13 protein-coding genes are annotated in these 11,999 nt (G+C 57.7%); 3 read left to right on the forward strand and 10 right to left on the reverse strand.

All coding sequences use genetic code 11. The features are described 5' to 3' along the window. Nucleotides 1-73 precede the first annotated feature (73 nt). The 7 genes from KQ940_RS19035 to KQ940_RS19065 all read right to left on the reverse strand — a co-directional run bounded on the left by KQ940_RS19035 (nucleotide 74) and on the right by KQ940_RS19065 (nucleotide 4,596). Nucleotides 74-259 (reverse strand): hypothetical protein, encoded by a 186-nt coding sequence (locus KQ940_RS19035; protein ID WP_217415516.1) that lies wholly within the window; start codon nucleotides 257-259, stop codon nucleotides 74-76. 18 nt (nucleotides 260-277) lie between these two features. Beyond that, nucleotides 278-460 carry a hemerythrin domain-containing protein gene (locus tag KQ940_RS19040; protein WP_217415517.1) on the reverse strand — a complete coding sequence of 61 codons (183 nt, stop codon included), beginning with the start codon at nucleotides 458-460 and terminating at the stop codon, nucleotides 278-280. Nucleotides 461-614: 154 nt separating this feature from the next. Continuing rightward, nucleotides 615-1,349: an ABC transporter permease gene (locus KQ940_RS19045; RefSeq protein ID WP_217415519.1), complete on the reverse strand. Its 735-nt coding sequence runs from the start codon at nucleotides 1,347-1,349 to the stop codon at nucleotides 615-617. Continuing rightward, nucleotides 1,346-2,038, reverse strand: coding sequence for an ABC transporter permease (locus KQ940_RS19050; protein WP_217415520.1), 693 nt, complete (start codon nucleotides 2,036-2,038; stop codon nucleotides 1,346-1,348). Before KQ940_RS19050 ends, KQ940_RS19045 begins: the two co-directional genes overlap by 4 nt. Nucleotides 2,039-2,093: 55 nt before the next feature. Beyond that, nucleotides 2,094-2,852 (reverse strand): ABC transporter substrate-binding protein, encoded by a 759-nt coding sequence (locus tag KQ940_RS19055; RefSeq protein ID WP_217415522.1) that lies wholly within the window; start codon nucleotides 2,850-2,852, stop codon nucleotides 2,094-2,096. Nucleotides 2,853-2,913: 61 nt separating this feature from the next. Beyond that, nucleotides 2,914-3,687 (reverse strand): ABC transporter ATP-binding protein, encoded by a 774-nt coding sequence (locus KQ940_RS19060; protein ID WP_217415524.1) that lies wholly within the window; start codon nucleotides 3,685-3,687, stop codon nucleotides 2,914-2,916. A gap of 291 nt (nucleotides 3,688-3,978) precedes the next feature. Next, nucleotides 3,979-4,596, reverse strand: coding sequence for a LysE family translocator (locus tag KQ940_RS19065; RefSeq protein ID WP_217415526.1), 618 nt, complete (start codon nucleotides 4,594-4,596; stop codon nucleotides 3,979-3,981). A gap of 357 nt (nucleotides 4,597-4,953) precedes the next feature. Here KQ940_RS19065 and KQ940_RS19070 point away from each other — a divergent pair, with 357 nt between their 5' ends. After that, nucleotides 4,954-6,375: an aminotransferase-like domain-containing protein gene (locus KQ940_RS19070; RefSeq protein ID WP_343222693.1), complete on the forward strand. Its 1,422-nt coding sequence runs from the start codon at nucleotides 4,954-4,956 to the stop codon at nucleotides 6,373-6,375. A 69-nt stretch (nucleotides 6,376-6,444) separates the two neighbouring features. On the opposite strand, the gene KQ940_RS19075 is transcribed toward KQ940_RS19070, so the two are convergent. After that, nucleotides 6,445-6,981, reverse strand: a complete 537-nt coding sequence (locus KQ940_RS19075; RefSeq protein ID WP_217415527.1) for a DUF924 family protein — start codon at nucleotides 6,979-6,981, stop codon at nucleotides 6,445-6,447. A gap of 61 nt (nucleotides 6,982-7,042) precedes the next feature. Continuing rightward, complete coding sequence (gene cfa, locus KQ940_RS19080; protein WP_217415528.1) at nucleotides 7,043-8,212, reverse strand: cyclopropane fatty acyl phospholipid synthase; 1,170 nt, start codon at nucleotides 8,210-8,212, stop codon at nucleotides 7,043-7,045. Between the two features lie 194 nt (nucleotides 8,213-8,406). Here cfa and hmuQ point away from each other — a divergent pair, with 194 nt between their 5' ends. Then, nucleotides 8,407-8,709, forward strand: a complete 303-nt coding sequence (gene hmuQ, locus KQ940_RS19085) for a heme-degrading protein HmuQ (protein WP_217415530.1) — start codon at nucleotides 8,407-8,409, stop codon at nucleotides 8,707-8,709. Nucleotides 8,710-8,717: 8 nt separating this feature from the next. Here hmuQ and KQ940_RS19090 read toward each other — a convergent pair whose 3' ends face one another. Beyond that, nucleotides 8,718-10,622 (reverse strand): sigma-54-dependent Fis family transcriptional regulator, encoded by a 1,905-nt coding sequence (locus KQ940_RS19090; RefSeq protein WP_217415532.1) that lies wholly within the window; start codon nucleotides 10,620-10,622, stop codon nucleotides 8,718-8,720. 335 nt (nucleotides 10,623-10,957) lie between these two features. Here KQ940_RS19090 and KQ940_RS19095 point away from each other — a divergent pair, with 335 nt between their 5' ends. Beyond that, entirely contained in the window at nucleotides 10,958-11,944 is a 987-nt protein-coding gene (locus tag KQ940_RS19095) for a thiamine pyrophosphate-dependent dehydrogenase E1 component subunit alpha (RefSeq protein WP_217415533.1), read from the forward strand. Nucleotides 11,945-11,999 lie beyond the last annotated feature (55 nt).

The raw sequence follows: 11,999 nt of genomic DNA on the forward strand, positions 1-11,999 counted from the left end.
GGAATAGACACTCTGAATGCCCACATTATCCGTCAAGAATTTCCGGCTGGGAATCACCCCAGCCGGCGCTATGTCAAGCCGCGCTCTCGTCCTGCTCAGCTGTCCCTGTCATCACCAGAGCCACCAAACGATCGAGGCAGGTATCCTCCAGTCGACCACGCAGGGTAAGGAGCAGCTGATTGACCGCGTCGGGCGGTATCTGCCCTGAGAAGGCATGCAGCAACTCGATACGCTCGGAATGAGAGATATAGGTCAACATCCCGATCAACGAATCGAGCTACTCATCGGGTGTCAACGACTCCACCAACTGCTTTTCGATCGCCAGGATCTGCTCGTCGCTGAATTGCTCCCAGAGTATGCATGCATTCAGCGTCTCTTCCACATGCATATGTTGAAGATTTTCGGCGACAAAGATCGCCAGATTGCGATGATGTTGTAACGACCATATTGCATGTCGCACCTCCGCAATAATTTATCGACAGAGGCTAGATTAGGCGGAAGCGACAAACGCCGTTGTGAAGAGAAGGTTCGCGAAGTGCTAAAAGAATATTAAACGGGCAAGCGGTGCGGCGAACTCGATCTGGCCTGCCTTAACGGGCACGCCAGATCGGCGATCACTCCGCCAGGCGGGGATCGATCTTCGATATCTGCTCCGGTGCGCGATAGTGGTGATGACGGTTTAGCCGCCTCTCAAGCACGCGGAAGCCCCCGATCATCAGCGCGCTGATCAGCAGATACAGCATGCCGGCGGCGAAGAAGATCTCCAACGGCGTGTAGGTGCGCGCGATGATCGTACGTGCGGCGCCGGTAATATCGAGCAGGGTGATGGTGGAGGCCAGAGAGCTGCCTTTGAGCATCAATATCAGCTCGTTGCCGTAGGCCGGCAGCACGATGCCAAAGGCACGGGGCAGCACGATGCGCCGCACCTTGAGCCAGTGACTCATGCCAAAGACATCGGCGGCCTCCAGCTCACCCTTGGGTATCGCCTGGATAGCCCCGCGGATCAGCTCGGCCGAATAGGCGGCGGTATTCAGTGTGAAGGCGATGATCGCACACCAGTACGGTTCCCGAAGGATCGGCCAGAGCGCAGACTCGCGCACGGCCTCGAATTGGGATGAGCCGTAGTAGATCAGGAATATCTGCACCAGCAGCGGTGTACCGCGAAAGAAAAAGATATAGGCAAAAGGCAAGGCCCTGAGCCAGATCCTGGTTGATGTGCGCATCAGCGCCAGCGGCACAGCTAACAGCAAGCCCGCGATACCGGAGACAAACACCAACTGCAACGTAACCCAGACGCCATCGAGCAGGCGTGGGAGGTGCTCGATGATGACATCCCAGTTCCAATTCATGCCCGTGCCCCCCGCGCGGCCGGATCGGCCATACGCTCAAGCCAGGTATTGATCGACGTCGACAGTACGGTCAGTCCCAGATAGATCAAAGCGGCCGCCATGTAGAAAGTAAAAGGTTGCTTGGTGGATCCGGTAGCGACATAGGCCTGGCGCATGATATCGCTAAGCCCCACCACCGAAACCAGCGCGGTATCCTTGAGCAGCACCTGAAACAGGTTGCCCAGTCCCGGCAGGGCCAAACGCCACACCTGCGGCAGGATAATGCGGAAAAAGAGTTTCAGCGGCGTCATGCCCAACGCCTGGGCCGACTCCCACTGCCCCTTCGGTATCGCCTGGATCGCGGCCCTGAACACCTCAGTCGAATAGGCACCGAAGGCGATCGACAGTGCCGCCACCCCAGCGCCAAAGGCGCTGATCTCGATATATTCGTCGTAGCCGAAATTGGACGCGACCGCCATCAACACGGCCGAACCACCGAAGTAGATCGTCAACACCAGCAGCAGCTCGGGTATACCGCGCACAAAGGTGGTATAGAGGGTCGCCAGCGTACGGGCGAACCAGAAACCGGAGAGTTTGGCCGACGCCCCGATCAGCCCGAAAATCAGGCCGAAAAAGAGACTGGTCAGCGCCAGCTTAATGGTGACCCAGGTGCCCGACAGCAGAAGATCACCGAATCCGAGAAGATCCATTGAACAGCTTCTCTGCAACCCTGGCCCCGGTATTTACCGAGACCAGGTATACGCATTAATAGATGGAAAACGGGAAGTACTTGGCGTTGATCTCGGCATAGGTGCCGTTATCGACAATCGCCTTGATCGCGGCGCTGAACTTATCCTTCAGCGGGTCGCCCTTGCGCACGGCGATGGCGATCTTGTCATCGATATCGATATCCTCGCCCTTGAACTCGAAGCCTTTGCCATCCGCGCTCTGCAGCCAGTCATACGCCGGGAACTTGTCCGACAGCAGCGCGTCCAGACGGCCGGCGCTCAGATCCAGGTAAGCGTTGTCCTGGGTGTCGTACAGCTTCACATTGACCACGTCGGCCAGGTTATCTTCCAGGTACTGCCCCGCTACAGTGGCACGCTGGGCGCCGACGGTCAGACCTTTCAGCCCCTCTTTGCTTGTATCCAGCGCCTTACCCTCTGGGCCGACAAAGGCCAGCACGTTGGAATAGTAGGGCTCGGTGAAATCCACCACGCGCAGGCGCTCTTCGGTGATCGACATGGAGGCGACGATCGCATCGTATTTGCGCCCCATCAGACCGGGGATGATACCGTCCCAATCCTGAGTCACGATCTCGCAATCCGCTTTCATTTCGGCACACAGAGCCTTGGCGATATCCACATCGAAACCAACGGCTTCACCCTGCTCATTGGTCATATTGAACGGAGCATAAGCGCCCTCTGTCGCGATGCGAATCTTGTCACCGGCGCTGGCCAGCGAGGAACCCAAAGCGGTCAGGGTTACCAACGACAGCGCTGTAATCACTTTGCTTAGCTTCATAGTATTCTCACCGATTGTTGTTTTGGTTGAACGTGGTAGTTAAAGCCATCAGCCCGGCCCGTTAGCCGTGGCTGGCCATGAAATCTCGTACCCGTTGGGATTTCGGATGATCGAACACCTGCTCAGGTGTACCCGCTTCCTCGATCTGTCCCTGATGCAGGAACACCACCTGATTGGACACCTCACGCGCAAACCGCATCTCGTGCGTGACGATCAGCATGGTACGCCCCTCGTCGGCGAGGGAGCGCATGACCGCCAATACTTCATTGACCAGTTCCGGATCGAGCGCAGAGGTGGGTTCATCGAACAGCAGAACCTGAGGTTCCATGGCCAATGCCCGGGCTATGGCGATACGCTGCTGCTGACCGCCGGACAGGTTCGCCGGGTAGACGTTGCGCTTGTCGAGCAGCCCGACTCGGTCAAGCAATTTCTCGGCGCGGGCAACCGCTTCATCCTTGGACTGTTTTAGCACCTGCGTCGGTGCCTCAATGATGTTTTCGATGATCGACTTGTGTGGCCAGAGATTGAAATTCTGAAACACGAAACCGATCTGGGAGCGCATCCGCTCAAGTTGGCGTGTGGATTTGGCGTGCAGGTCACCGTCTTTGCCGGGAGCCAGTTCCAACTCCTCCCCCGAAACAACGATGCGTCCTTTGCTCGGCTTCTCGAGCAGGTTGATGCAGCGAAGCAGTGTACTTTTACCAGAGCCGCTGGACCCCAGGATGGAGATCACCTCTCCATCGCTCGCACTCAGTGAAACTCCCTTAAGCACCTCAAGAGAGCCATACGACTTGTAGATATCAATCAGTTCAAGGGCAGTTCTTTTTTCGGTCATGGGCTCTTATTCTGCACACTTCGTACCATTTTTGACCATGTGATCAGTTAATCTTGCGATTCTGCCACTCTCAGACAATCAGGTCATCCTTTTTATTGCAATTCAGCGACAGCGAAATCCGATCACTCTCGCTTCAGGGATGGATGCCCCTTAAGGTTAATGTTTTACAAATAGTCATGCTGGCTACAAATAGCAACACCATCGAAAACAATTGGTCGCTTTTTCAAAACAAAAGGGCCGGCAATGCCGACCCTTGAGTCCGTTAGCGCAGCGGCACCCGACCGGGTGTCATCAGAGCAAGATCATCAGCACGCAGGCAGCGGTCAGGCTACCCATACCGATATTGAACCAGCGCCAGTGCCGGGGGGTTCTCAGCAGGCGGCCGATCGCCACGCCAAAACCGGCCCAAAGCGCTATCGAGGGCAGATTGGTGATTCCCATCAACAGGATCAACACCGCAGCTGAGCTGATAAAGGCATCGCCGGTCAACGAAAACGATGCAATTCCCGAGACTGCCATCACCCAGGCCTTGGGGTTGGCGAACTGAAATGCCGCCGCCTGCCAGAAGGTAAACGGCTGGCGAACCGCTTTTACGTCGGCCTTTCCCGGTGCCGGCGCACTGGCGATCTTCCAGGCCAGCCAGATCAGATAAACACTGCCGATCACCTTCAGCGATGTTTGCAACACCGGCCATTGCTGGAACAGCGCACCGAGGCCCAGGGCCACGCCACCCATCAGGGCCATACAGCCCACAGTGATGCCCATCATGTGCGGTAATGTGCGGCGAAAGCCATGATTGGCACCGGAGGCGGTCAGCATCATGTTATTGGGACCGGGCGTTGCCGACATACTGAAGGCAAATGCCATGAACGGTCCAACCAGTGCCAGAAGTTCAGTGGTTGTAATCATGATGACCTCCTTAACCCGGAGCACTCGATATGGATGAGACCGATATCCACCTTGCGCATAGCCACCGCTCGCACATTCACCCTTCGCTTCGCCACGACAGAGTTCTGGCGGTTAGCATTCACAGGAGTACGAAACGTAGACATATGCACCTCCATGCATTCGATCACAATTGTATGGATACAATTTGAAAAAAGTTAGTTAATATCAGCCATAACAAGGCATACAATTAACTTTAAAGGCGGATTGTTTGGGTATCAATTGCAACTTTGCACCCCTCACAATCAATTGTCAGGATGACAATTAACTCGACAGCCAGACCCAAGCCCGACACCACGCCTAAAACCGGGAGAACAGCAGGTGAGCATTCAAGACAAAGCCCGTCAGCGCTGCAGCTGGCTTCCCTCTACCGAGGTACCGGAGGGCCCGCGTTACAAGACCCTGGCCAACCAGATCGCCACGGCGATCGCCAGTGGCGAGCTGAAGCCGGGCGAGCGTCTGCCGCCGCAGCGCCTGCTGGCCGATGCGCTCAAGGTAACAGTGGGTACCATCACCCGCGCCTACCGGGAGGCTGAACGTCGTGGCCTGGTAGAAGCACGTGTGGGTAGCGGTACGCGTGTACGTGGAGTCCAGGCGGACACACCGGATTTCCATCACCTGTCACGCGCCACCACCGACAGTATCGACCTGTCGTTGAGCGTGCCGATCCCCAACCCGCTGCGCACCCAGCAGCTCTCGGCAGTACTCGCCCGCGTCAGTGAGCAGGCTATTGAACTGGGCGACTCGCTCGATTACCAGTCCGAGCAGGGTAACCTGCGCCAACGGGAGCAGCTCGCTGCCTGGCTCACCCATCAGGGGCTGGAAACCGATGCAAAGGATCTGATCCTGACCATCGGCGGTCAGCATGCCGATTATCTTGCCCTGCAATCGCTGATCAGGCCGGGCGAGGCGGTCGCCTCCGATGCCCTGACCTATCCCGGTATGATCGCGGCAGCCCGGCAACTCGGACTGAAACACCTGCCGGTCTCGATGGATCGCGAGGGGATGCGCCCTGACGCGCTGGAGCGGTTGTGCCAACGCCAGCGTATCCGCTTGCTGTATCTGATGCCGGAACACAACAACCCGACGGCGGCTCATATGGGTCAGCACCGCCGTGAAGAGATTGTGCGCATCGCGCGCAAGTACGATCTGCTGCTACTGGAAGACGGTGTGCAATTCGTCCGCCCCGAACTGCGCGGCACACCCTTTTATCAGCTGGCGCCGGAACGGTCGCTGTATATTTTCAGCGTGTCCAAGATACTCTCGGGAGGCTTGCGCTTTGGCTGCCTGCGTGCGCCCGGCAACCTGATCCCCCAGCTCTGCGCCGGACTGCGCGCCCAGTGTTGGGCCAGCCCTGGACTGATGGGGTCGGTAGCCTGCGAGTGGCTCAGTTCGGAGGGCTCAAGCATGCTGATAGACTGGCAGTGGCAGGAGCTGAACGCCCGCCATGCGCTGCTGGAAAAGACACTCTCCGGATACGATTTTATCGGCCACCCCTGCGGCTTCTACGCCTGGCTGCACCTGCCCGAGCCCTGGCGTGCCAGCGACTTCATCGATCTGGCAGCACAGCGCGGTGTCACGCTGATCAGCCCAGAACCCTTCTGTGTCGGCAGCCAACCCGCCCCCCAGGCGATCCGAATCTGCCTTACGCCACCGGCTCACATCGAAGCACTGGAGATCGGGCTCAACCGACTGGCTGAACTATTGGCCGAAGGGCCGCGTTTGACGGCACCGCTGGTCTAAAAACCGAATCTACTCAGCTGAACCTGGAAAGAAAGCTGTGCCTAGGCACCTGAGTCCGGATAGCCAAGTCTAAAAACTGGAACCGGGCTGGCTAAGGAACTCGACCTCCTCTGCCGTCGATTCGCGTCCGAGGATCGAGTTTCGATGGGGGTAGCGTCCAAAGCGATCGATGATCGCCTTGTGTTTCAGCTCATAGTCGTAGGCGTCGTCCGAGCCGGCCGAGCGGAACAGCTGTTCGGCCTGGAGATGGATAGTCGCAGACTCCGAGTGCATGTAGGGCATATACAGAAAACGGCGTTGAGGCTTGGACAGTGCCATATCGGCACCTATCGATACCGCCTCCTGCGCCAATACCAACGCCATGCCATCCCAGGCGAACGCCTCGGGCTTGTCGCGATAGATGTTGCGTGAAAACTGATCCAGAAGAATGATCTCGGCAAGCCGCCCGTCGGCACGCTTGCGCCAGGTAAAAAGCTCGCCCATACAGGCTTGCCGGTGCAACTCACCGAACCGTGTCTCGACCGTACGATCGAATGTTTCATCCTTTTTCCACCAACTGGCGGGGTCTATCTCGTCAAACCAGAACGCCAAAACCTCTGAATACATTGCGACTCCCTGTTCCCTGCTGCTACTTCTGTTGGCAGGCTATGCAGAATTACATCCTATTTCAACGCACCGACCGGTATACCTGCTGACTCTCCAGCGGTGCCAGCACCAATTGCCACAACTGCCCACGCTTGGCACGAAAGAAACCGGCGCAACTCATCAGATAGTAGCGCCACATGCGGAAGAAACGCTCATCGTAATGCGCTGACAGCCGGGGCCAAGCGGACTGAAAGTTGCTCCACCAGGCCATCAACGTCCTGTCATAGTCGGTACCGAAGTTGTGCAGGTCCTCTACATGGAACTGCTGCTTGCAGGTAGCAAGCAGTTTATCCAGCGTCGGCAACTCGCCGTTGGGGAATATATAGCGGTCGATCCAGGGGTCGACGCCGCAACGCTCGTTATCGGTACCGATGGTATGAAGCAGGAAAAGGCCATCCGGTTTTACGCAGCGGGCGAGTGTAGAGAAGTAGGTGGCGTAGTTTTTACGCCCCACATGTTCGAACATACCCACCGAGACCACCCGGTCGTAGTGACCCGTTACATCCCGGTAATCGACCAGATCTATCGCCACCGGAAGTCCTGCACAACGCGTTCTGGCCATATTCGCCTGCTCTTTCGAGATCGTAATACCCCGAACTTCAACCCCGTAATGCTGTGACATATAGGCCGCCAGACTGCCCCAACCGCAGCCAACCTCCAGCACCTTCATGCCCGGTTCGAGTTTCAGCTTACGGCAGATCAGATCCAGCTTCGCCACCTGAGCGGCGTCAAGATCCGTCGCATCACGCCAGTAGCCGCAGCTGTAACACCAATGGGGGTCCAGCATCTCTGCGTAGAGATCATTGCCGATATCGTAATGCTGTTCGCCGACCTGAAACGCCCGGCTTGAACTCTGCAGATTTATCATCCGCGCACGCAGGTAGTGCAGGAAAAAGAATACTTTGGCTCTGCCAAGCGGCTTCTCGTCCAGGCGTGCACCCATCACCCGCGCCATCAGACCGGAAAGATCATGCGCTTCCCACAGGCCGTCCATGTAAGCCTCTCCGAAGCCCAATGTGCCGCGGGTCAGCACCGCCGAGTAAAGGCGGTCGTCAAACACCTGGATATCCCAGGGTCGGTCACCGTTGATCCGTACATCGGCCAATGCCAGCAGCTCGACGAGCGCTTTGGGCGGAGCGGTGCTTGCTGTCTCAAACTCTGCTGCAAGCCTTAACTGGCGCTCTTTCTCCATTACGCCCCCTGCTCTGATTACTGTGTATCCATTAAGCGTAGGCAGTGACGGCGAGAAAACTAAATAGCCATTGTTTATGGCATTTATTGATATCGCCAATTTCTGCTTATTGCATCGCAGCATGTGACAGCAACATCGACTCCCGCTAAGGTAGGCAGTCACACCATATAATGTCAGGCGATCAGGAAAGACCCATGTACCTAGCCATGAACCGTTTTCGTATCGCTCCGGGCAAGGAGCAGGATTTCATCGAGATCTGGAAAAGCCGGGAGAGCCATCTGGACGAGGTGCCCGGATTCAAGAGCTTCAACCTGTTGCAGGGACCGAGCACCGAGGAGTACACCCTGTTCGCCTCCCACAGTATCTGGGAGTCGGAAGAGGCGTTTATCAACTGGACCAAATCGGAAGCGTTCCGCAAGGCACACGCCAACGCACGCCCGGCCAAGGATATCTACCTTGGCCCGCCACAGCTGGAGTGCTTCAACAGCGTGATCTGAACCCGAGCTCAGCCCAGGTCATATTTATTGATCTTGCGGTGTAGCGTAGAGCGGCTGATACCGAGCAGTCTGGCGGTCCGGGAAACCACCCAGCGATTCGCCTCCAGCGCCTGTATCAGTTCGCTGCGCTCACGTTCTTCTGCTGCGGAGAGCTGAGGTTGAGGTCTGGAGAGCGATACCATCCGCTCCGGGGGATACTCGGACGGCTCGACCGGCAACAAGGCGTGCCGCTCTGCCGGGGCGGCAAACACCTCCTCCGGCAGATCCTCAAGCGCGACCCTGCCACCATCGCACATGCACAACGCAAACTGCAGTACGTTCTTCAACTGACGGATGTTACCGGGCCAGCGGTACGAATCGAGTAGCTGCTGCACCTCGGACGCGAGTTCCACTGGCGCCTCACTGATCTCCTGCAGAATCTTTTCGATCAATGCGCTGCGGTCCGCCCGCTCCCGAAGCGCCGGCAATTCGATCCGCACCCCACTGATACGATAGTAGAGATCCTCTCGGAATCCGCCCTGCGCAATCAGCTGCTTCAGGTCACGGTGGGTAGCGGTAATCACATGCAGGTCGATGGGCACAGGTTTGATATCGCCCAGCGGGGTGATCTCCCCCTCTGCCAATACGCGCAGCAGACGCGCCTGCAACGCCAGCGGCATATCCCCGATCTCGTCGAGGAACAGCGTGCCACCATTACTGGCCTGGATCTTACCGACCTTGCCCCCTTTCAACGCGCCGGTAAAGGTACCGGCGCTGTAGCCAAACAGCTCGCTCTCGATCAGCGATTCGGGAATCGCCGCGCAGTTCAGAGTGACAAAGGGTTTGTCGCTGCGCTCGCTGGACTCATGGATCGCCCGCGCCCACACCTCTTTACCGGTGCCGGTTTCGCCCTGCAGCAAGATGTTGATACCGCGGTTGATTATCCGGTGGCAGATCTCCGCATTGCGCGCCAGGCGCGGGTCCTGGCCGGCAAGCCTGGCCAGAGGGCTCTCCAGTGCGGGTTGATCCGGTCGTTTGATGCGTAGGTCAGGTTTGACCGACAGCCCCACCCCGGTTGTCGCGGCATCGGCATAGACCAGCCAGAACTCGCGCCGCAGCGGCAGATTGTCGCTCAGGCGAAGTGGTGCGCGTTGCAGCTCCTCAAGCGTCGCACCGAACAGATCCGGCAGCGCGCGTCCAATCATCTGCACGCGCTCCCGGGCACCGAGCTGCATCAAAGCGGCGGATGTGATGCCGATAATGACGCCGCGGTCGTTGGTAGCGATCAGCGCATTACTGCTGGCTGGATCGCACTCCCGCGCCCAGACGAGGGTCAGCAGATGCGCCGAGCGGAAGGTATAACGGAACATGGCCGCTTCTATCTGGTCGGCACTGTCGCACACCAGATTCTGCGCCAGAGCCTGCAGCTGCCTTTCGCCCTGAGCATAGGTGGAAATATCCAGCGCGCCGATCATCTCGCCATGAGGAGAGATAATCGGTGCCGTAGAGCAGCTGAAACGCCTGAGCTCACGGCCGAAGTGTTCATCGGCATAAACCGTCAGTGCTTCCTGTGTCGCCAGGCAGGTCCCCAGACCATTGGTGCCCACCAGCTCCTCGGTCCAGACGGTGCCGACTCGCAGACCGTTATCCGCCAACTCCTGTCCACGCTGGGTATCGATCAGCTGGCGCAACACAACGCCACGGGCATTCGTTACCAGTACGCAGTATCCGGAGTTGTCGCCGATCTGCCGTAAACGTTGGAATACAGGCTCAGCCACATGCAGCAGACTGTCCAGTTCGTTCTGCTCGCGTTTGACTTCACGGTCGGTCAGACGAGGCGGCAGCAGATCGCGGCCCGGCTCAAGGTGATAGCGCTCGATACAACGCTCCCAGGAGCCGCGAATCTGCGTGGGTATCTCCGCCTGGTCTCGCATCGATGGCAGCAATATAGGTTGGTCTTGATTGTAAGTGCCCATAACAACGTCGGGTGCAAGCCCCTCTTTTATAGTTATCGTTAAATCATAGAAGGTTATTAATTCACCTGTCTACCTGTTTATAGCCCCCGCTTAAATCGTCGCATTCTATAAACCAACCTGTTTCATTCAATTGCGACAGAGTGTCGCACCAAATCGAAGAAAAGAAAATTAATCATTAAATTTCAAACAGTTAAAAACTGGCACAGCCCTTGCCCTAATTTAACCAAAGGCGAAACGGGATTATTTCACGTCGCGCTATTCACCCCATCATAAAAATAAGGAGAGGTTTCGCCATGAAGCCGAGCCGGGATCAAAAACTCTGGATGTATGAGCAGATGCACACCAGCCGTTACTTCGAGGAGTGCATCGAAAAGATCTATATGGAGGGTAAATCGCCCGCCTTCAATATGGCCAACGGCCCCATCCCCGGGGAGATGCACCTGTCCAACGGCCAGGAGCCCTGTGCCGTGGGTGTGTGCGCTCACCTCAACGCCGACGACATCGTCACCGCCACTCACCGCCCCCACCACGAAGCAATCGCCAAGGGCGTGGACCTGGACCGCATGGCCGCCGAGATCTTCGGCAAGAAAACTGGTCTTAGCGGCGGCCGCGGCGGCCACATGCATATCTTCGATGCCAGGGTGAACTTCTCCTGCTCCGGCATCATCGCCCAAGGGATGGGACCGGCCGTCGGCGCCGCCCTGTCGCGAAAACTGCAGCACAAAGAGGGGGTCGCCGTTGCCTTCCTCGGTGAAGGGGCGGCCAACCAGGGCGCCTTCCACGAAAGCCTTAACCTGGCTGCAGTATGGAAACTGCCGGTGGTCTTCGTCATCGAGGACAACGCCTGGGGTATCTCCGTGGCCAAGAGCGCCTCCACCGCCATCGAGCGCAACGACAAGCGCGCAGCCGCCTACGGCATACCGGGGCACTACGTTCCCGACAACGATCCGCTGGCGATCTTCGAGGTTGCAGGTGAAGCGATCTCACGCGCACGTCGCGGCGAAGGCCCGACCCTGATCGAGATCGAAACCTACCGCTTGGCCGGTCACTTCATGGGCGATGCCGAAGGCTACCGACCGGAAGGCGAGAAGGAAGCGCTGTTTGCGCGCGATCCGATTCCGAAGATGCGCCGGCACCTGATCGATGAAGAGGAATGGAGCGACGCCCAGGATCAAGAACTGGTTGCTCGCACTCACGCTCGCGTCGACAAGGCGATCCAGTTCGCCCGCGACAGCGAATACCCGGCACCGGAAGAAGCGCTGGAGAAGGTGTTCGTCTGATATCCCGTGCAGGTTAGACCGGTTTACCGACCTTACTGAATAACAAGAAGGAGCA

Origin of the sequence: Marinobacterium ramblicola, from assembly GCF_019084545.1 — a bacterium.
Taxonomy (GTDB): Bacteria; Pseudomonadota; Gammaproteobacteria; order Pseudomonadales; family Balneatricaceae; genus Marinobacterium_D; species Marinobacterium_D ramblicola.